The organism is Staphylococcus haemolyticus, assembly GCF_006094395.1.
Taxonomy (GTDB): Bacteria; Bacillota; Bacilli; order Staphylococcales; family Staphylococcaceae; genus Staphylococcus; species Staphylococcus haemolyticus.
The window spans coordinates 2350239-2371312 of sequence record NZ_CP035291.1; the positions used below are offsets into that span (position 1 = coordinate 2350239).

The following is a 21074-nucleotide window of genomic DNA, read 5'->3' on the forward strand; positions in this document are numbered from 1 at the left end:
TTAATCAACGTTTCATTGCCACATCATTGATTGACATCATGATATATGTCATAAACTTCTCCAGTCTTCATATGACGATCTTCTGCAACTAACTTAATCGCCTTTTTAGGTTTAATATTTTGTTCTGATATATAGTGTTCGACATGTTCTGAAATGGTAAGTGATTGAAACCATTGTTCAGTTTCAAGAGGCTTAGCGCCCTCAATCAAGATTACAAATTCACCTTTTTGCATAATTTCATCGTTTTGAAATGCATTTATTAAGTGCCCAACTTCTTGCATCACAATTTGTTCAAACTTTTTAGTTAATTCACGACCGACTGCAACACGTCTAGTATCATCAACTTTGGAAATAGCTTTTAACGTTTCAACAACACGGAATGGTGACTCATAAATAATTAATGTGCTATCTTGAAACATTCGTTCCTGTAATACTGCTACTTTATCTTTTTCTTTTCTAGGTAAAAAGCCTAAAAATGTATACGTATAGGATGGTAGGCCACTTGCCATTAGTGCAGTTAAACCTGCATTAGGACCAGGCACGGTTTCTACATGAATGTCATAACTGTGGGCTGCAACGACCAACTCATAACCCGGATCGCTTATTAAAGGTAAACCTGCATCTGACACTAAAGCGATATTGTAACCTTCATTTAACAAGTCAATTAAATACTCAGTTTGCTGTGACTTATTATGTTCATGATATGATTTGAGAGGGGTTTGAATATCATAATGATTGCAAAGCTTTTTGGTCACTCGTGTATCTTCACAAGCTATGAAATCAGCATCTTTTAAAGTTTCAATTGCACGAAATGTAATATCACCTAGATTTCCTATAGGCGTTCCCACTAAATATAATGTCGCCATATTTAACGCTCCTCAATCATTTTTAATTTTTGTTGTCTGCTAAATGTTTTAATTTCATACTCTCTTCGCATTGCTTCTGATTTTGAACTAAACATTTCTTGATAAACTAACACTACCGGACGTCTTGTTTTAGTATATTTAGCCCCTTTTCCTGCATTATGCGTCGCAATACGTGCCTCTACATTGGTAGTATAACCCGTATATAATGAGTTATCTTTGCATTTAACTATATAAACATAATGTTTAGCCATAATACACCTCTTTCATTTCATCAGTGTAGTCACCCTGATTGTTATAGATGTAAAATGGTGATGCAATGGTTAATCCCTGGTTACCGTTTTTGCGTCCCTCTACTACAATCGTAACAGCCGATTTATCAATTTTACTATAAATAAAAACCACACGTTTCGGTTCAATACTGGCTTTGCGCATCTCAGTTAAGACATCCATTAACCTTTCAGCTCGATGAACCATCATAAGCCGACCACCTTGCTTTAATAGATGACGTGCTGCCAACATACAATCCTCTAATGTACACATAATCTCATGTCTCGCAATCTTATGCGCCTCTTTTTGATGTTGATGACGTTGATTGCTTTTAAAATAAGGAGGATTACACGTGACTAACGTATATTGAGATGGTTTAAAGTTTTGGTACACATCTTTTAAATCCATGTGATGTATTAATAATCGATTCGTTAAATCGTTATATTCGAAGCTACGACGAGCCATATCAGCCAATTGTTCTTGTATCTCGATACTCTCAATTGTTTGCGATCCTTTAGCTGATAACAAGAGTGCAATAACACCATTTCCCGCGCAAAGGTCTAATATTTTGTCATTCTTCCTCACTTCGGTAAAATGCCCTAACAATAAAGCATCTGTTGAAAATGAAAAGACATCGTCATTTTGTATAATTTTCAAATTTTCTTTAAATAAGTCATCAATACGCTCATTAGCTTTTAACATAATCTTTTTTCTCCTAAAAAAGAGATGTCTTTACAACACATCGTTATATTTCAAAGTGTTGAAATCCATCCCTAATCATTAGCGTACGCTTTAATCAATTTCACTTTACATTTGCGACGTACTGTCAATCCACTGGCAATATCAACTGACCAATGGTCTAACTATTTAATACATTCATACATAGTAAACAATCCTCACCATATCGGTGTTTACCAAATAATTCTCCATTACAAATATGGAATCCTTCGCTATATAATACTGCTAAGTTATCCTTACTTGGCAATGGTTTCTTAACATGTTTAATTGAACTTTTATTATCTCTTTCCTTACTCATTGGCTTGTTGTCTTTTTCAATACGATTTGTAACTTTGATAGCTTCAACGTCTTGTTCACTCTTAGCCATCAATGATTTTAAATTATCATTTTCAACTTGTAAGGCAACATTTTCTTCAATAAGTTGGATAGATAATGCTTTCAGTTCACTCATTTCCTGATTTAATTGATTAACATTACTTTCAAGTTTTACAATTTTTTCAAATAAGTCATTGCGATTCAAAAGTAACGTGCCTCCTTAATTAAAAGCTTCTAATTCTTCCATTTTATATTCTAACGGCTGTTCTAAACCATCGATTTTAACTTGCATTGAAATATCTAGAATATTTAACCCAATGACTTGTCCTTTGCCTTCAGGTGTCACAATTTTATCCCCTAAATCAGGTAACTGTGCTCTTGCCTCTTCATAAAAATCATTTTCATATTTTAAACAACACATCAATCGACCACAAGCACCAGAAATTTTAGTAGGATTTAAAGACAGATTTTGATCTTTAGCCATTTTAATTGAAACCGGTTCAAAATCCCCTAAAAATGTGGCACAACATAGTGAACGACCACATGGACCAATACCACCTAGTAATTTGGCTTCATCTCGAACACCGATTTGTCTTAATTCGATACGTGTCTTTAAATTTTGTGCTAAATGTTTTACGAGTTTACGAAAATCAATACGATCATCTGCTGTAAAATTAAAAATCACTTTTGATTTATCTAATGTATATTCACAATTAACTAATCGCATATCCAGTTGCTGTTCTTTAACTAAGTCTTTACATAATTGTAATGCATTAGTGGCATCTTTATCATTTTGATAATACTTTTCGATATCTTGCTCTGTAGCAACGCGTATAATTTCTTTTAAAGGTAACGTAACATCACCATCTTCAACATCTTTAGGTGGAAACTTTACACTTCCAATTTCAATGCCTCGTTTAGATTCGACAACAACCCAATCATCTACATTTACGTCTAAATCATTAGGCGCATAATATTCCAATTTCCCTGCTTTCTGAAATTGTACACCTACGATATTTGGCATTCTAACTCACACCTTTGATTACTATTTGTTCAAATACAAGCGTCGGATTAACATTTTGCATTAATTTTTTGTGCGCTTCTGTAATTTGGTCGTACATTGTCATAACTTTGTTTAGCGATAACTGATTCGCATATTTTTCTATATTACCTTTTAAATCTGTGTATGTAAAATCTCGTTCAATTCCTATTTTGGCATGCATAATATCCTCAAAAAACGCGTTAACGGCTGCTAGCGTTAGTAATTGTAACTTACGATTTTTCGCATTTTTTAATAAATCTATTATTCCAATTAAAGCCATAGGTTTATTCGTTAATAATAAGTCACACCAATGTAAAATCACTTTCCTAAGTGTAACTAAATCATGTTCTTCATTTAAATCTATTGCAGTTTCTAGTTGCGTAGTATAGGTGCTTAGCATTTCAGCTACAGCTCTATTAATATCTTCATCAACTAATCTATCTATAAAGTCTTGTTTATCACTTGGTTTAAAATAAACATGCTGACAACGTGAATGAATTGTATCTAAGATTTGTTCTGGCTTCGTTGATAGCAAAATGGCTATCGTATTCTCAGGTGGTTCTTCTAAAAACTTTAATATACTATTTTCCCCTTGAACAGTAAGCTTTTCAAAATCTTCTATGATATAAACTTTATGCGTTCCTTCAATAGGAAGTTGATTCATACGATGTACCAACTGCTCAATTTGCTCTTTCTTAATTGAATTTTCTTCAGAAGATACATACATGAAGTCTGGTTGGTTGAAGGTTCCAACTTTCATTTCACATTGCTGATTCCCATTACATAGAATAAGTTTTGCAAATTCCATGGCTACATGCTTCATTGATTGTGCATCATCACCTTCAAAAAGGTAGGCATGCGATAGTTTATTTGAATGATACGCATTCGCTAATTTTTGTTGTTCATCCATGCTTGCTTACTCCTTATTCAACTTTATAATATAAAAGAGGTTAGGACCAAAGCATTTAGAATTTATGCAAACTTACCGATTAGCAAAATTATATTTCAAATTTTGTCGAATCGAGCTTCTCTACAACTTAAAATGTTGCAAATAAGTTTGCTAAATCTGCCTTCAAACACCGTCTATCAGTGTTCCAGAGCATAAGCCATAATGTCCCAACCTCGAATATTGTTTATTCATCTAAGGTGTCTTAATTTCATTATTCATTAGTTTTAAATGTTAAAATCTATGGAATGATTCGACTGGCATTACAAATACTGTAGCGCCTCCTACTTCCACTTCAACAGGATATGGTATGTAAGAATCTGCACTACCACCCATTGGTGTCATTGGTGAAACAAGTTGATCTCTATTACCGCAAGTATGATCAATGACTGATAAAATATCATCTACACGGTCATCATCTACACCACATAAGAAAGTAGTGTTACCTGCTCTTAAAAATCCACCAGTAGTTGCTAATTTTGTAGCTCTAAAGTTATTTTTTACGAGTTGGTCTGACAGTTCTTGACTATCCTGATCTTGAACGATCGCTATAATCATTTTCATCTTAAAACACCTCTTCTTGTTATTATATCATAATTATTTTAAAAAATTTAAGATTATCTCATAAGTTTCATTGACTACATCATCAATATTACGTGTCGCATCTACCACTGCAAAACGCTGAGGTGTTTCTTGAATGATTTGTCGATATCCTTCAATCACCTTCTCATGAAATGCAATATCTTCTTTATCAAGCCGATTTTGATCTCGTTGATTTTTAAGTATTCTATCTCTACCGACTTCTGCCGTAATATCTAAATAAATGGTTAAATCTGGATAAAGACCATTTATTGCAAAATCATTTAATTGCTTCACTTCTTCAATACCTATACCCCTTGCATAACCTTGATATGCAAGAGAACTATCAATATATCTATCACATAAAACAATTTTATTATCATTTAACGCGGGCACAACTTTTTCTACTAGGTGTTCTCTTCTAGAAGCAGCAAACAACATTGCTTCTGTACGTATGTCCATATTTGCCCCTTCCAATACTACCTTACGTATTTCTTCACCAGTTGGTACTCCTCCAGGTTCTCTGGTAGCAATCAACTGATAATCCTGAGCTAACTTTTCAGACACACGTTGCAATACAGTTGTCTTACCTGAACCTTCAGGACCCTCGAATGTTATAAACGCCGACATTTTATTCATCCTTAACTAATATTTTTTCTTGTTTTATACCTTCAACTCTATCGCCTTTTTGAAGATATTCTCGCATTAATTTTATCATATTTTTGGTTATTCTTTCCCCTTTTAAATAAACAGGGATACCCGGCGGATATGTTATGATGTGCATTGCTAATTTCTTACCCATCGATTGATCAATATCAACCCATGTTACGTTGCCACTATCTTGTGGGAAGTATGTACCTTCATCTAACGGTATATGTATTGATGTTGATTGTTTAGTTGACAATGGACATGGTAGGTTGATTTTTGTGATTTTGTTTAATAGTGTTTCAAATGGATACTTATCGTCCTCATGCCATAACGGCAATACAAATAAAACTTGCTTGTCGTCAGCTAATTCAACGTATATACCCATTTGTTCAAACCATGTTTGTATTTCAAATCCAGAATACCCTTGATACTGAATTAATAATTTTAAAGGATCACTTACACAAATAGTAGTTAATCCAGTCATATTTAGCGTATCAATAAGTTTCTTTCTTTTCTCAAAAAATAGCGTACTATCGTAATCAACATAAAATTGATGTGCTAGCTCAAGACTGGCCATCACTAAATATGAAGGACTAGAAGTCTGAAAGTATCCTAGATATCGCACTATTTCATCTTTCAATGGCGCATCTTTATGAATAAACAACATAGATCCCATCGTGAGTGCGGGCAATGTCTTGTGATAAGACTGCACAACATAATCCGCGCCACTTTCAAGTGCAGACTTTGGAAAGTTTTTTAAATTAAAATGTGCACCATGTGCCTCATCAACTAATACTGGTATAGCTTCACGATGTGCTCTATCTACAAATGCTCTGATATCAAAGCATTCACCATAATAGTTTGGATAGGTTACAATAGCTAACTTCTGATTATTAAATGTCATACTTTGTGTGTCTGGACCTAAATATTGACTACTATCATTACTCTTAGTCATTGCTATTATATCAGCAGGTTGCTGTACAATATCCAATCCATGAAAGACTGATTTGTGCACATTACGACTAATCAAATAATTTCCTTTTAATTTTGAAAATGACTGTATCACTGATAAAATTCCTGAGGTTGTTCCATTAATTAAGAAATATGCGTCATAGTCCGGGTGTTTATGAATATGTTGCATACTTTTTAATATGATATCTTCAGGGTGATGTAAATCATCAAGCCCTGTGATTTCAGTCATGTCCATTTTAAAGTCCAAATTTTTTACATTACCGATTGTTCCATTTTTGTGACCAGGTACATGTAATGAAATAGCATTTTCATTAATCAATTGAGATAATTTATGAAAAATTGGAAGTTCCATATTATACACACTTTCTTAATTGTTTAGCGCACTTGCGATAAATCATCACCATTGCGTTGCTCAATCCACTTTGTTTTCAATAGTCCCATGACATAACAATCTTTATACTTTCCTTGAGTATAAAAATGTTCTTTTAATTCACCTTCTATAATGAAACCTGCTTTTTTATATATGTGCACTGCTTTTTCATTATTCACATCCACATATAAATAAACTTTATTCAGGTTCAAGACTAAAAAGGCATAATCAATTGCCATTTTAAATGCTTTTTTAGCATAGCCTTTATTTCCAAATTGTGAATCTATAATAATTTGAATTTCACAATTTCTATGTACAAAGTTAATTTCCACTAGTTCTACAACACCGATAGACGTGTGATCGTCTTCAATAATGAATCTTCTCTCTGATTCATCTAAAATATGCTTTTGATATAACGTTTTTAACTCACTTAATGATTCATACGGTTCTTCAAACCAGTAAGACATAATCGTGTATTCGTTATTGAGATGATGTACAAATTGTAAATCTGTTTCTTCTAACGCTCTAATTTTCATTCTTAGCACTCCTTTAATTACAGTGTAGACAAGCGATTTAACTAAGTAAAGTAACTCAATACTTTAGTTTTAAACACTTACTCTTCGTAAAGCTACTACATTTTGATTTATTGATTTCATTAAACCTTCGGTTTTGTTTTTGTGCATAAAAAAAGAGACCTTTCGGTCTCGATATCGGCTCATCGCATTCATACGATTTGCCTGGCAACGTCCTACTCTAGCGGAACGTAAATCCAACTACCATCGGCGCTAAGGAGCTTAACTTCTGTGTTCGGCATGGGAACAGGTGTGACCTCCTTGCCATTGTCACCAGACAAGAGAATGATTATACATTCAAAACTAGATAGTAAGTAAATGATTTTGCTTCGCAAAACATTGAAATAAATTGATTAAGTCTTCGATCGATTAGTATTCGTCAGCTCCACGTGTCACCACGCTTCCACCTCGAACCTATTAACCTCATCATCTTTGAGGGATCTTATAACCGAAGTTGGGAAATCTCATCTTGAGGGGGGCTTCATGCTTAGATGCTTTCAGCACTTATCCCGTCCATACATAGCTACCCAGCTATGCCGTTGGCACGACAACTGGTACACCAGAGGTATGTCCATCCCGGTCCTCTCGTACTAAGGACAGCTCCTCTCAAATTTCCTACGCCCACGACGGATAGGGACCGAACTGTCTCACGACGTTCTGAACCCAGCTCGCGTACCGCTTTAATGGGCGAACAGCCCAACCCTTGGGACCGACTACAGCCCCAGGATGCGATGAGCCGACATCGAGGTGCCAAACCTCCCCGTCGATGTGAACTCTTGGGGGAGATAAGCCTGTTATCCCCGGGGTAGCTTTTATCCGTTGAGCGATGGCCCTTCCATGCGGAACCACCGGATCACTAAGTCCGTCTTTCGACCCTGCTCGACTTGTAGGTCTCGCAGTCAAGCTCCCTTATGCCTTTACACTCTATGAATGATTTCCAACCATTCTGAGGGAACCTTTGAGCGCCTCCGTTACCTTTTAGGAGGCGACCGCCCCAGTCAAACTGCCCGCCTGACACTGTCTCCCACCACGATAAGTGGTGCGGGTTAGAAAGCCAACACAGCTAGGGTAGTATCCCACCAGCGCCTCCACGTAAGCTAGCGCTCACGTTTCAAAGGCTCCTACCTATCCTGTACAAGCTGTGCCGAATTTCAATATCAGGCTACAGTAAAGCTCCACGGGGTCTTTCCGTCCTGTCGCGGGTAACCTGCATCTTCACAGGTACTATGATTTCACCGAGTCTCTCGTTGAGACAGTGCCCAAATCGTTACGCCTTTCGTGCGGGTCGGAACTTACCCGACAAGGAATTTCGCTACCTTAGGACCGTTATAGTTACGGCCGCCGTTTACTGGGGCTTCGATTCGTAGCTTCGCAGAAGCTAACCACTCCTCTTAACCTTCCAGCACCGGGCAGGCGTCAGCCCCTATACATCACCTTACGGTTTAGCAGAGACCTGTGTTTTTGATAAACAGTCGCTTGGGCCTATTCACTGCGGCTCTTCTGGGCTTGCACCCTAAAGAGCACCCCTTCTCCCGAAGTTACGGGGTCATTTTGCCGAGTTCCTTAACGAGAGTTCGCTCGCTCACCTTAGAATTCTCATCTTGACTACCTGTGTCGGTTTGCGGTACGGGCACCTATTATCTATCTAGAGGCTTTTCTCGGCAGTGTGAAATCAACGACTCGAGGAAACAATTTCCTCTCCCCATCACAGCTCAATCTTAAGAGTGCCGGATTTGCCTAACACTCAATCTCACTGCTTAGACGTACAATCCAATCGTACGCTTCGCCTATCCTACTGCGTCCCCCCATCGATTAAAACGATGCTAGGTGGTACAGGAATATCAACCTGTTATCCATCGCCTACGCCTGTCGGCCTCAGCTTAGGACCCGACTAACCCAGAGCGGACGAGCCTTCCTCTGGAAACCTTAGTCAATCGGTGGACGGGATTCTCACCCGTCTTTCGCTACTCACACCGGCATTCTCACTTCTAAGCGCTCCACATGTCCTTGCGATCATGCTTCAACGCCCTTAGAACGCTCTCCTACCATTGTCCTACGGACAATCCACAGCTTCGGTAATATGTTTAGCCCCGGTACATTTTCGGCGCAGTGTCACTCGACTAGTGAGCTATTACGCACTCTTTAAATGATGGCTGCTTCTAAGCCAACATCCTAGTTGTCTGGGCAACGCCACATCCTTTTCCACTTAACATATATTTTGGGACCTTAGCTGGTGGTCTGGGCTGTTTCCCTTTCGAACACGGACCTTATCACCCATGTTCTGACTCCCAAGTTAAATTAATTGGCATTCGGAGTTTGTCTGAATTCGGTAACCCGAGAGGGGCCCCTCGTCCAAACAGTGCTCTACCTCCAATAATCATCACTTGAGGCTAGCCCTAAAGCTATTTCGGAGAGAACCAGCTATCTCCAAGTTCGATTGGAATTTCTCCGCTACCCACAGTTCATCCGCTCACTTTTCAACGTAAGTCGGTTCGGTCCTCCATTCAGTGTTACCTGAACTTCAACCTGACCATGGGTAGATCACCTGGTTTCGGGTCTACGACCAAATACTCAACGCCCTATTCAGACTCGCTTTCGCTACGGCTCCACATTTCCTGCTTAACCTTGCATCAGATCGTAACTCGCCGGTTCATTCTACAAAAGGCACGCCATCACCCATTAACGGGCTCTGACTACTTGTAAGCACACGGTTTCAAGTTCTCTTTCACTCCCCTTCCGGGGTACTTTTCACCTTTCCCTCACGGTACTGGTTCACTATCGGTCACTAGAGAGTATTTAGCCTTAGGAGATGGTCCTCCCAGATTCCGACGGAATTTCACGTGCTCCGTCGTACTCAGGATCCACTCAAGAGAGAATATATTTTCAACTACAGGATTATTACCTTCTTTGATTCAACTTTCCAGATGATTCGTCTAATATATTCCTTTGTAACTCCGTATAGAGTGTCCTACAACCCCAATAAGCAAGCTTATTGGTTTGGGCTCTTCCCGTTTCGCTCGCCGCTACTCAGGGAATCGATTTTTCTTTCTCTTCCTCCGGGTACTAAGATGTTTCAGTTCTCCGGGTCTGCCTTCTGACAAGCTATGAATTCACTTGTCGATAACACGACATAACTCGTGCTGGGTTCCCCCATTCGGAAATCTCTGGATCAACGCTTACTTACAGCTACCCAAAGCATATCGTCGTTAGTAACGTCCTTCGTCGGCTTCTAGTGCCAAGGCATCCACCGTGCGCCCTTAATAACTTAATCTATGTTTCCACCATATTAGAACGTGAGTTCTAATCTTAAGAAACCTGTTATTAATCTTGTGAGTGTTCTTTCGAACACTAGCGATTATATTTTATGAATTCAAGCTTTTTTAAAACTCTTATTCACTCGGTTTTGCTTGGTAAAATCTATTTTACTTACTTATCTAGTTTTCAATGTACAATCAACAAACAAACAATCACATCAAAATAGTATATCAAAATATAATTTTGAATGCAATTTTCATTTAGTTATTGAATGTTTAAAATAAACATTCAAAACTGAATACAATATGTCACGTTATTCCTCATCTCTACGAGATGTTCCGAATATATCCTTAGAAAGGAGGTGATCCAGCCGCACCTTCCGATACGGCTACCTTGTTACGACTTCACCCCAATCATTTGTCCCACCTTCGACGGCTAGCTCCAAATGGTTACTCCACCGGCTTCGGGTGTTACAAACTCTCGTGGTGTGACGGGCGGTGTGTACAAGACCCGGGAACGTATTCACCGTAGCATGCTGATCTACGATTACTAGCGATTCCAGCTTCATGTAGTCGAGTTGCAGACTACAATCCGAACTGAGAACAACTTTATGGGATTTGCTTGACCTCGCGGTTTCGCTGCCCTTTGTATTGTCCATTGTAGCACGTGTGTAGCCCAAATCATAAGGGGCATGATGATTTGACGTCATCCCCACCTTCCTCCGGTTTGTCACCGGCAGTCAACTTAGAGTGCCCAACTTAATGATGGCAACTAAGCTTAAGGGTTGCGCTCGTTGCGGGACTTAACCCAACATCTCACGACACGAGCTGACGACAACCATGCACCACCTGTCACTTTGTCCCCCGAAGGGGAAGGCTCTATCTCTAGAGTTGTCAAAGGATGTCAAGATTTGGTAAGGTTCTTCGCGTTGCTTCGAATTAAACCACATGCTCCACCGCTTGTGCGGGTCCCCGTCAATTCCTTTGAGTTTCAACCTTGCGGTCGTACTCCCCAGGCGGAGTGCTTAATGCGTTAGCTGCAGCACTAAGGGGCGGAAACCCCCTAACACTTAGCACTCATCGTTTACGGCGTGGACTACCAGGGTATCTAATCCTGTTTGATCCCCACGCTTTCGCACATCAGCGTCAGTTACAGACCAGAAAGTCGCCTTCGCCACTGGTGTTCCTCCATATCTCTGCGCATTTCACCGCTACACATGGAATTCCACTTTCCTCTTCTGCACTCAAGTTTTCCAGTTTCCAATGACCCTCCACGGTTGAGCCGTGGGCTTTCACATCAGACTTAAAAAACCGCCTACGCGCGCTTTACGCCCAATAATTCCGGATAACGCTTGCCACCTACGTATTACCGCGGCTGCTGGCACGTAGTTAGCCGTGGCTTTCTGATTAGGTACCGTCAAGACGTGCATAGTTACTTACACGTATGTTCTTCCCTAATAACAGAGTTTTACGATCCGAAGACCTTCATCACTCACGCGGCGTTGCTCCGTCAGGCTTTCGCCCATTGCGGAAGATTCCCTACTGCTGCCTCCCGTAGGAGTCTGGACCGTGTCTCAGTTCCAGTGTGGCCGATCACCCTCTCAGGTCGGCTACGTATCGTCGCCTTGGTAAGCCGTTACCTTACCAACTAGCTAATACGGCGCGGGTCCATCTATAAGTGATAGCAAAACCATCTTTCACTATCGAACCATGCGGTTCGAAATATTATCCGGTATTAGCTCCGGTTTCCCGAAGTTATCCCAGTCTTATAGGTAGGTTACCCACGTGTTACTCACCCGTCCGCCGCTAACGTCAAAGGAGCAAGCTCCTTGTCTGTTCGCTCGACTTGCATGTATTAGGCACGCCGCCAGCGTTCATCCTGAGCCAGGATCAAACTCTCCATAAAAATTTATGATGTTTGATTAGCTCATAATACTAAATAGTGTTTGTAACATTTAAGTTACTGTTTTGGAATTAACGTTGACATATTGTCATTCAGTTTTCAATGTTCATTTTTATTACCACAAGAATTAATTATACTCGCTATTAACTTTAAAGTCAACAACTTTTTTATTAATTTTTGAAGTGTTTTAATGTTCGTTGATTTGTTTCGCTCAACAAATATATACTATACAGGCTTTCAGTCGTTTTGACAACGGTAAAAATTACACTAGCAATAATTAAAAATCTATATTACACCCTAATAAACGGACTAAATATAGCTTTAATTAAATTTTTGTTCGTCTTTAGACCGAATTCGGAATGTATTACCCTATATTCAACATTTTATTCACTCAAATAACAAACTTTAAAAAAATTACGATTTTTTTAAGATAAATTAAAAAATCGCTATTACAAATCGAAATATAACTGTAATAGCTATATTTACTGACAATTTGTAAATAGCGACCTTATTTTACATTTCTGTTCTTCCGGCTATTGCTTTAGATAAAGTAACTTCATCTGCATATTCTAAATCTCCACCTACTGAAAGTCCTTGAGCTAATCTAGTTACTTTAATTCCAATAGGTTTCACTAATCTAGATATATACATTGCTGTTGATTCACCTTCTAAATTAGGATTCATTGCCAATATTAATTCTTTAACCTCTTCATCTTTTAATCTATCTATTAAAGTTGGGATATTAATATCTTCAGGCCCAATGCCATCCATCGGGGAGATAGATCCATGCAATACATGATAGAGACCTTTGTATTCTCTCATCTTCTCCATTGCAATAACATCTTTATCATCTTCGACCACACATATAACTGAACGGTCACGTTGCTTATCTTCGCAAATGTAGCAAGGGTCGTTTTCAGTTATATGTCCACATACACTACAATAGGTAAGCTCACGTTTAACATCTACCAAGGCTTTAGCAAATTGGACTACATCGTCTTCTTTCATATCTAAAGTATGAAATGCCAGACGTTGAGCCGTCTTGGGACCAATGCCTGGCAGTTTCATGAAACTATCTATTAATTTAGATATCGGTTCTGGATAATGCATCTTTAATTACATTCCCGGAATGTTTAAGCCTTGTGTATGCTTACCTAAACGTTCTTGAGTTAATTCGTCCGCTTTGTTCATCGCTTCATTTGTTGCTGCTAAAACTAAATCCTGTAGCATTTCAATATCATCTGGATCTACTGCTTCTTCTTTAATTTCAACATCTACAACTTCTTTATGACCAGTAACTGTAACTGCTACCATGCCACCACCAGCTGTGCCTACAATGCGTTCTTCTTTTAATTTTTCTTGTTCTTGAGCCATTTTCTTTTGCATTTTTTGCATTTGTTTCATCATTTGTTGCATATTTCCGCCACCGCGCATAATATCATTTCCTCCTTGAATGTATCGACATTATCTTTTAATTTATATTTTATTATACATACGTTTATATTTATTGTCATGTATCTCTGTTTCATGACCCATTTCGACAATTCGCTAGCTAAAGTAAGTTCATTCTATTCATAAAATAAATTCTATTCTTCGTCTATTAAATGAACTGTTTCTTCTCCAAATAAATCACGTGCTTTCTGTGCTACATCAGTGTCTTGTTGTTCTTCTCCTTCATTAGATGGCGTTTGATTTTCTTCTTTATCGTGCTGCTTTCTACTATTAATATATTCTGTTCGTACTCTCATCCACTGATCTGAAGGAACCCCAACTACTTCAACATTCTTATTAATAATATTTCTCACTACATTTTCAATGCTAGTTCGTTTCTCATCATCTCTGTTAACAATTTCACAGTGAATTTCTTCATCAAACTGAATTAATACTCTTTTTTCACTAGCAGCTACAGGGATTGAGTTTTGCAATAAACTTACTAATGATTTTTTATCATTCTTTTTCGCATAGTCTACTACTTCTAGCCAATGTTTCTTCAATAATTGAATGTCTTCTTTATTTGCTTCGTCTAATACCTTAGCAATATTCGTCATTGAAAATGTGCCTTTATTCTGACGTTTGCCACGTGTGTTTGATTGTGATGATTGTTGTTTGGAACTTGCTTGAGCAATACCTTGTGCTTTAAGTGTTTTCAGTTCATTTTCTAATTGTTCCATACGTTGCAATAACACTTCGTTGTTAGGTTGGGATGCAACTTGAGTCGTTGCTACATTAGTAACGGTATCAGGTTGTGATTTCACCATTTCAGCAATTTTCACTAATAGCACTTCAAAATGAACGTTTTGATTTACACTAAATCGTATTGAAACTAATGTATCATTAATAATATCAATCATATGATAGAGCATGTCTAAATCAAAATTCATTAACGCATCAAATTCAGCGTGATTATTTACAGTTTTATTCATAATTGTATCGCGAACAAAATAAATCATGTCATTTATAAGACGATTAACTTCTTTTCCTTCAGAAATAAATTGATGATAGCGTGTAAATGCATTTTTAACATTACCATCAATGACATCTTTAAATAATTCATTTAAAGCCGCTTCATCTACACTACCTGTTACGTCTAATGCGTCTTGTAGCGTAAGGTGCTCATCACCAAATGCGATAGCTTGGTCCATGATACTTAATGCATCTCGCATTCCACCTTCAGATGCTTTCGCAATAAACTCAAGTGCTTCATTATCATAATCTAACTGTTGTTCTTCAGCGACAAAGCGTAAACGATCAGTAATTTGTTCAGTACCAATCGCTTTGAAGTCAAATCGTTGTGCACGCGAAATAATTGTAGGCGGGATTTTGTGTGGTTCAGTTGTAGCAAGGATAAATATGGCGTGTGCTGGTGGTTCTTCAAGCGTCTTTAATAGCGCATTAAAAGCCCCAGTTGTTAGCATATGTACCTCGTCAATAATATACACTTTATATTTCGATTCACTAGGTGCATACTTCACTTTATCTCTAATATTCCGAATCTCATCTACACCATTATTACTCGCAGCATCAATTTCGATAACATCACCATTCGTACCTTGAGTAATGCCTTTACAAATCGCACATTCATTACATGGTTCACCGTCTTGAGGATTTAAACAGTTTATCGCTTTAGCAAATACTTTAGCAATACTAGTTTTACCAGTCCCACGAGGTCCACTAAAGATATAGGCATGAGACTGTTTACCTTTGGAAATGGCGTTACGTAACGTCTTAGTTACATGTTCTTGACCCACAACATCTTGGAAACTTTGGGGTCTAAACATTCGATACAAAGCTTGATAATTCACATCCGCACCTCCGTTAACAATTACTCTACATTATATCACGCATTATCATCTAAGTTTCAATGAATTTATTAAGTCATATCAGCATCTTGCACAATGCCATGGGGGTATTCATCCAGTTGATCCCATAAGAATTTCACACGCAAAGCGGATGGATTGGTTTCTTTTGAAAAAATATTATGTTTGTCCGCCGGTTCATAACCTAATTCTTCGAAATATGCCGGGCAACATCCCACAACAATAGTCGTATAATGTTGAGATTTAGCACGTTCTTCAACAGCTTGAACTAAAGCTTTACCTAATCCCTCATTACGATATGGTTTATCTACTATAAGAGAAGCTAGTTCCAAAGCTTTGTAACGTTGGTCATCCGCTTTTAAATTAATTTCACTGAGCATGATGTGCCCTATAATATCGCCAGCTTCATTTTTTGCAATCACTTCAAGTTCATAATTATAGTTTAATGCTCTGCGTAGTCTTGAAATGAGTTCTCTTTGCTTTTGACCAACACCCTGACCTTTGTCATCGTAACTTGATTCAATCTTATTTAATGTTTCAATATAATCCATTTCAGTTAATGTACTTAAGAACAGTCGCATATTGACACCCCTTTGATTAGTCCAAGCGTTCCCCATTTTATGTTCGAACAAACCATTTTCCCATTTTATACTCATTCATACATATTCTATACAAAAAACGAGCCTGGGACAAAATCAATGTCTCAGGCTACAATTATATATTGGTAGTAGTTGACTAAATTAAAACTACACTTATAACAAGCATTTTTAATTTTAGTCAATCTTGCCAGGGCAGAACAATGAATTCATAAAGATTACTGTCCTACTCCTCACTTAAATTTATATTTAAAATTTTATTTGTCTCGGTTACTTTAAAAATTTAAAAACCGTGCACCTTCGAATCGAGTGTGTATCACAAACGTTACCGAAGTCGACAGCTAAATCTCGGCTACCCTACGGCACATATGAGGATCCACTTAATGCTGCTTCCGTCAGGACCTGACATGATTCATGGGTTCATATTGCATAGGACCGAAATCTTCAAACACTACGTGCTTCGGGCAGACTTCACAAAAACACACCCTCAACAAAGGAATTAAGTCTCGCATAAAGCGGATTTCGAGTACAGGGAACCGCTACCTCCCCACCTAGCACGGTACATTTTATAATACTATAAACTTTCTTCCGATTGCAAGCGTAAAGTTTCAATTAGTAATTCAATGAATCGAAACCAGTACAATTTCATCTTATAATTTGTGTCGTCTTGAAAATTCTTGGAATTTAAACTCTGTCGCTAAATGCTTCGACACATTGTATTGGAATGGCATCGTATTTTTTAAATAAACGACACTTCTCACTGTTGCGGTATATGGCGGTTGTATTTTCCCAAAAACATTATATTCTCTTTCAGTAAAAGGCTCAAAGGTAATCGACTTACTTGAATAACTGATATCTAATCCTAATTGCGTTTCTAAGTAATGATATATAGAATCTTTTGCTACTGAATCCGAAATATTGGACACTATTGAAGTTAAAAAGTAATCTTCATCCAAAATTTTGACCTTTTGATTGACGTTTCTCGTGCGTACTACATGGATTAGTACATCATCATTACTAATATTCAATTGTTTTTTAACATGAAGAACTGAGCTTGCTTTAACCAATTCGTTAATGAGCACTTCCGTTTCATGCTTGAGACCAAGTTCCTCTTGCACTTCTTTGAAGCTAATCAATTCTGAGAACGGAAACTCCGTAATACCTTGATCTATTACAACGGACCCCTTACCCCTAATTTTTTGAATCATGCCATCATTTGCTAATAAATCCAATGCTTTTCTAACAGTCTCACGTGACGCTCCGTACAGCGTTAATAATTCATGTTCTGAAGGTAGCTGTTGTCCGTATGTGTATTCACCCTCATGTATTCGTTGTTTAAGTTGTTCATATATTGTTATGAATTTTTGTGTTGCCATTTGTTTCTCCATTACATCAATCTATTTACCTTTTATTGAACATTAATCACTACTGCACCAAATGGAGATATTTCACCATTTTCTATTGTACCGCTTTGAATTATCGTCGTCCCCTCACTATAAAGGTCTTCAGGTAATTTTATTGTTTCTTTTGAAAAGTTAGCAATGACTAGCCACGTTTGGTTGTCATAATTTCGACGATAAATGAATAACTGTGGATGTTCCATATACATCGGCTCGATATCACCATATGTGATGATATCGTGTTCATGACGTAATTTGATAAGTTCGCGATACGTGTGTAGTACAGAGGTAGTATCTTCGATTGCCGCTTCTACATTAATGTGTTCTGCATTGTTAGGAATATCAATCCATGGCGTACCTGAAGTAAAACCTGCTTGTTTCTCTGATGTCCATTGAATAGGTGTTCTAGAATTGTCACGTGATTTTTGACCTAAAATTGTTAGAACTTCACTTTCATCAATACCTTGTTGCATTAGATTATCGTAAGCATTACGCGACTCGACATCCCGATATTGTTGAATAGAATCAAAGTGTGGATCTGTCATGCCAATTTCTTCACCTTGATAGATATAAGGTGTTCCTTGCAACATGTGTAATGCGATTGCCAACATTTTAGCACTTGCTTGACGATTCTCTTCTGTAGAATCATCGCCAAAACGAGAAACAACGCGTGGCTGATCATGATTACACCAGAAAATCGCATTCCATCCTCCACCTTCAAATATTCCAATTTGCCAATCCATCAATATTTCTTTTAATTTTAAAAAGTCTAATTTAGCGTTCGACCACTTTTCTCCATCGACATAATCTACTTTTAAATGATGAAAATTAAAGACACTACTTAACTCTTGTCGATCTGGTCTTGTATAATTGATACAATTATCAATTGTTGTAGAAGACATTTCTCCTACCGTCATCATATCTTTATCACCAAATGTATGACGATTAAGTTCATGGAGATATTCATGTACACGTGGACCGTCAGTATAAAATTCTTTACCAATTTGTGGTGAATCTTTAAATTCGCCTTTTGAAATAAGATTAATTACATCAAAGCGGAAACCATCTACACCAAATTGAATCCAATGATTAACAACCTCATATAAAGATTGTCTAACCTTTTCATTATTCCAATTTAAATCTGCTTGTGTAACATCAAATAAATGTAAATAATATTCATCCGTCTTCTCATCATATTGCCAAGCATTTCCACCAAACTTAGATTCCCAATTAGTTGGAGGGCCATCTTGAGAAGGCTTGAAGTAATAATAGTCTCGATAAGGATTATCTTTAGAACTAATCGCTTCTTTAAACCATTGGTGTTCTGTAGACGTATGATTAATAACTATATCTAACATGACTTTTAAATCACGCTTATGCGCTTCGCTTATTAAAGTTTCAAAATCTTCCAATGTACCAAAGCGTTCATTTATTTTTAAATAATTACTAATATCATACCCATTATCATTCATTGGAGATTCGTAAACAGGCGTCAGCCAAATATAATCGACGCCTAAATATTGAATATAGTCCAACTTTTCAATAATACCATTTATATCGCCCTCACCATTACCTGTAGTATCGTTAAATGATTTAGGATAAATTTGATAAACTACCGATTTCTTCCAATCTTTATGTGCCATAGATAGCCACCTTCCATTTAATTATAGTTTAATATGCATTAAAGACGCTCAAACACTTAATATGTGAAGTTTGAACGTCTTTAATTGTATTAATTATTTCGCTACAGTTTCGTCTGGCGTTGCCACCATTTTTTTAGCTTTAATTGTTGTAAATCTTGCAAAGATGATTGTCAAGATAGCTGGTATCACCATAGCAAGTAGTGTGACTGGTATATAAATGAACCAAAATTCACTGTGGATTGATATGAATGCTGGAACACCACCTACACCAACACTACCTAACACCTTATTAGCGCCAATAATGGCACCTAAAACGCTTGATGTACAAATAGCAGCGAAGAAAGGTACTTTTAACGGTAAGTTTACACCAAACATTGCAGGCTCTGTAACACCTAAAAATGCTGATACACTTGAAGTTAATGCTAAACCTTCTTCTTTTACCATTTTACGTCGTTTATAAATAAACCATGCTCCAAAAGCAGCAGAACCTTGGCAAATATTAGAAATCGCAACGATAGGCCATAAATATGTACCACCTAATTTACTACCCATTAATTGGAAATCTACTGCTAAGAACATATGGTGTAATCCCGTAATAACAAGTGGTGCATAGAAGAAACCATAAAGTGCACCGCCTAACCAACCAGCGTGTTCAAAGACAAATTGTACTGCTCCAGTTATACCTGTACCTACTGCAAGTGCAATCGGACCAATAATAATAAACGCTAAAAAACCTGTTACGAGTAGCGCTACTGGACCAACAACCAACATTTTAATAGAATCATGAACAACTTTATTTAATGCTTTCTCAATGAGTGATAAGACATAGGCCGCAATTAAAACAGGCAACACTTGACCTTGATAATTTAATTGCTTAATTTCTAAATCAAAAAGATTCCATGTCGGAATATGTCCTTTAGCAATATCGTATTGTGAAACTAATTGTGGATGCATCAAAATAAGTCCTAGTACCAGTCCTAAAATAGGACTGCCACCAAACACTTTCATACTACTCCAACCAATTAAAGCTGGTAAGAAGATAAATGCTGTACTTGCAATTACGTTAATAATATTTGATATATCACCCAACTGTGGAAACTGTTCCACAAGTGGTTTAGGACCAAATAAATCTTTCATGGTAAGTAAATTATTAATCCCCATTAAAAGACCCGCTGTAACTAATGCCGGTAAAATTGGTATAAAAATATCTCCCAATAATTTTATAAGTCGTTGTAACGGATTACCTTTCTTCGATGCAGCAGCTTTTGCATCATCTTTTGACGATTCTTCTACACCCGTTTCTTGAATAAATTGCTTATATACTTCGTCTACAGTACCAGGCCCAATAACAATTTGGTATTGGTTATCCGCTTTAAATTGGCCTTTGACAAGCGTATTGTCATCTAGTGCATCTTTATCAACTTTATTGTCATCTTTTAACACTAAACGCAATCGAGTAACACAATGTGTTGCAGTATCAATATTTTCTTTCCCACCAATTGCTCTGACGATGTCCTGCACGTCCTTTCTTTTTACAGCCAAACCCTTCACTCCCTTGTTTATAATAGCTCAAGTATAACTTGTCTAGACAAGTTTTGTAAAGGCTTTCATTTTTGTATTCAAACATAAAAATTGGACTGATGATT

The 21074-nt window shown here is 37.4% G+C and carries 17 protein-coding genes, 3 rRNA genes and 1 other RNA gene; all 21 read right to left on the reverse strand.

Features of this window, described 5'->3' with window-relative positions; all coding sequences use genetic code 11:
* Window positions 1-23 precede the first annotated feature (23 nt).
* The 21 genes from rsmI to treP all read right to left on the reverse strand — a co-directional run bounded on the left by rsmI (window position 24) and on the right by treP (window position 20970).
* Window positions 24-866 (reverse strand): 16S rRNA (cytidine(1402)-2'-O)-methyltransferase, encoded by an 843-nt coding sequence (rsmI, locus tag EQ029_RS11360; protein WP_011276772.1) that lies wholly within the window; start codon window positions 864-866, stop codon window positions 24-26.
* A 2-nt stretch (window positions 867-868) separates the two neighbouring features.
* The gene (locus EQ029_RS11365; protein ID WP_011276773.1) at window positions 869-1117 is read right to left on the reverse strand and encodes a GIY-YIG nuclease family protein; all 249 of its coding nucleotides are present in this window, start codon (window positions 1115-1117) and stop codon (window positions 869-871) included.
* Window positions 1110-1835 (reverse strand): tRNA1(Val) (adenine(37)-N6)-methyltransferase, encoded by a 726-nt coding sequence (locus tag EQ029_RS11370; RefSeq protein ID WP_011276774.1) that lies wholly within the window; start codon window positions 1833-1835, stop codon window positions 1110-1112. Before EQ029_RS11370 ends, EQ029_RS11365 begins: the two co-directional genes overlap by 8 nt.
* Before the next feature lie 157 nt (window positions 1836-1992).
* The gene (yabA, locus tag EQ029_RS11375) at window positions 1993-2391 is read right to left on the reverse strand and encodes a DNA replication initiation control protein YabA (RefSeq protein WP_011276775.1); all 399 of its coding nucleotides are present in this window, start codon (window positions 2389-2391) and stop codon (window positions 1993-1995) included.
* Window positions 2392-2406: 15 nt separating this feature from the next.
* The gene (locus EQ029_RS11380) at window positions 2407-3210 is read right to left on the reverse strand and encodes a PSP1 domain-containing protein (RefSeq protein ID WP_011276776.1); all 804 of its coding nucleotides are present in this window, start codon (window positions 3208-3210) and stop codon (window positions 2407-2409) included.
* 1 nt (window position 3211) lies between these two features.
* Window positions 3212-4138 carry a DNA polymerase III subunit delta' C-terminal domain-containing protein gene (locus EQ029_RS11385; RefSeq protein WP_011276777.1) on the reverse strand — a complete coding sequence of 309 codons (927 nt, stop codon included), beginning with the start codon at window positions 4136-4138 and terminating at the stop codon, window positions 3212-3214.
* A 270-nt stretch (window positions 4139-4408) separates the two neighbouring features.
* A complete protein-coding gene (locus EQ029_RS11390) occupies window positions 4409-4738 on the reverse strand; it encodes a cyclic di-AMP receptor DarA (protein WP_011276778.1) in 330 nt (109 codons plus the stop codon).
* Window positions 4739-4771: 33 nt separating this feature from the next.
* A complete protein-coding gene (gene tmk, locus EQ029_RS11395) occupies window positions 4772-5383 on the reverse strand; it encodes a dTMP kinase (RefSeq protein WP_011276779.1) in 612 nt (203 codons plus the stop codon).
* A 1-nt stretch (window position 5384) separates the two neighbouring features.
* Window positions 5385-6725, reverse strand: a complete 1341-nt coding sequence (locus EQ029_RS11400; RefSeq protein ID WP_016931269.1) for an aminotransferase class I/II-fold pyridoxal phosphate-dependent enzyme — start codon at window positions 6723-6725, stop codon at window positions 5385-5387.
* A 23-nt stretch (window positions 6726-6748) separates the two neighbouring features.
* Window positions 6749-7279, reverse strand: a complete 531-nt coding sequence (locus EQ029_RS11405; RefSeq protein WP_057504766.1) for a GNAT family N-acetyltransferase — start codon at window positions 7277-7279, stop codon at window positions 6749-6751.
* A 199-nt stretch (window positions 7280-7478) separates the two neighbouring features.
* Window positions 7479-7593 (reverse strand): 5S ribosomal RNA (gene rrf, locus EQ029_RS11410).
* 71 nt (window positions 7594-7664) lie between these two features.
* Window positions 7665-10586, reverse strand: a 23S ribosomal RNA gene (locus tag EQ029_RS11415).
* Between the two features lie 338 nt (window positions 10587-10924).
* Window positions 10925-12475: ribosomal RNA gene (locus tag EQ029_RS11420) — 16S ribosomal RNA — on the reverse strand.
* The 16S, 23S and 5S rRNA genes sit together here, the layout of an rRNA operon.
* Window positions 12476-12985: 510 nt before the next feature.
* The gene (gene recR / locus EQ029_RS11425) at window positions 12986-13582 is read right to left on the reverse strand and encodes a recombination mediator RecR (protein ID WP_011276782.1); all 597 of its coding nucleotides are present in this window, start codon (window positions 13580-13582) and stop codon (window positions 12986-12988) included.
* A gap of 6 nt (window positions 13583-13588) precedes the next feature.
* Window positions 13589-13906, reverse strand: a complete 318-nt coding sequence (locus EQ029_RS11430; protein WP_001213992.1) for a YbaB/EbfC family nucleoid-associated protein — start codon at window positions 13904-13906, stop codon at window positions 13589-13591.
* Between the two features lie 152 nt (window positions 13907-14058).
* Window positions 14059-15774, reverse strand: a complete 1716-nt coding sequence (gene dnaX, locus EQ029_RS11435) for a DNA polymerase III subunit gamma/tau (protein ID WP_011276783.1) — start codon at window positions 15772-15774, stop codon at window positions 14059-14061.
* 68 nt (window positions 15775-15842) lie between these two features.
* Entirely contained in the window at window positions 15843-16370 is a 528-nt protein-coding gene (locus EQ029_RS11440; protein WP_011276784.1) for a GNAT family N-acetyltransferase, read from the reverse strand.
* A 305-nt stretch (window positions 16371-16675) separates the two neighbouring features.
* Window positions 16676-16945, reverse strand: an RNA gene (ffs, locus tag EQ029_RS11445) — signal recognition particle sRNA large type.
* Window positions 16946-17035: 90 nt separating this feature from the next.
* Window positions 17036-17761, reverse strand: coding sequence for a trehalose operon repressor (gene treR / locus EQ029_RS11450; protein ID WP_011276785.1), 726 nt, complete (start codon window positions 17759-17761; stop codon window positions 17036-17038).
* Between the two features lie 32 nt (window positions 17762-17793).
* Entirely contained in the window at window positions 17794-19428 is a 1635-nt protein-coding gene (treC, locus tag EQ029_RS11455; RefSeq protein ID WP_011276786.1) for an alpha,alpha-phosphotrehalase, read from the reverse strand.
* A gap of 93 nt (window positions 19429-19521) precedes the next feature.
* Window positions 19522-20970, reverse strand: a complete 1449-nt coding sequence (gene treP / locus EQ029_RS11460) for a PTS system trehalose-specific EIIBC component (protein WP_011276787.1) — start codon at window positions 20968-20970, stop codon at window positions 19522-19524.
* Window positions 20971-21074: the final 104 nt, after the last annotated feature.

Coding starts and splice junctions, on each gene's coding strand:
- recR (WP_011276782.1), bottom strand. CDS start 13,582: ATGCATTATCCAGAACCGATATCTAAATTAATAGATAGTTTCATGAAA.
- EQ029_RS11365 (WP_011276773.1), bottom strand. CDS start 1,117: ATGGCTAAACATTATGTTTATATAGTTAAATGCAAAGATAACTCATTA.
- EQ029_RS11385 (WP_011276777.1), bottom strand. CDS start 4,138: ATGGATGAACAACAAAAATTAGCGAATGCGTATCATTCAAATAAACTA.
- treC (WP_011276786.1), bottom strand. CDS start 19,428: ATGGCACATAAAGATTGGAAGAAATCGGTAGTTTATCAAATTTATCCT.
- EQ029_RS11400 (WP_016931269.1), bottom strand. CDS start 6,725: ATGGAACTTCCAATTTTTCATAAATTATCTCAATTGATTAATGAAAAT.
- EQ029_RS11380 (WP_011276776.1), bottom strand. CDS start 3,210: ATGCCAAATATCGTAGGTGTACAATTTCAGAAAGCAGGGAAATTGGAA.
- EQ029_RS11430 (WP_001213992.1), bottom strand. CDS start 13,906: ATGCGCGGTGGCGGAAATATGCAACAAATGATGAAACAAATGCAAAAA.
- rsmI (WP_011276772.1), bottom strand. CDS start 866: ATGGCGACATTATATTTAGTGGGAACGCCTATAGGAAATCTAGGTGAT.
- EQ029_RS11440 (WP_011276784.1), bottom strand. CDS start 16,370: ATGCGACTGTTCTTAAGTACATTAACTGAAATGGATTATATTGAAACA.
- treR (WP_011276785.1), bottom strand. CDS start 17,761: ATGGCAACACAAAAATTCATAACAATATATGAACAACTTAAACAACGA.
- EQ029_RS11370 (WP_011276774.1), bottom strand. CDS start 1,835: ATGTTAAAAGCTAATGAGCGTATTGATGACTTATTTAAAGAAAATTTG.
- EQ029_RS11390 (WP_011276778.1), bottom strand. CDS start 4,738: ATGAAAATGATTATAGCGATCGTTCAAGATCAGGATAGTCAAGAACTG.
- tmk (WP_011276779.1), bottom strand. CDS start 5,383: ATGTCGGCGTTTATAACATTCGAGGGTCCTGAAGGTTCAGGTAAGACA.
- EQ029_RS11405 (WP_057504766.1), bottom strand. CDS start 7,279: ATGAAAATTAGAGCGTTAGAAGAAACAGATTTACAATTTGTACATCAT.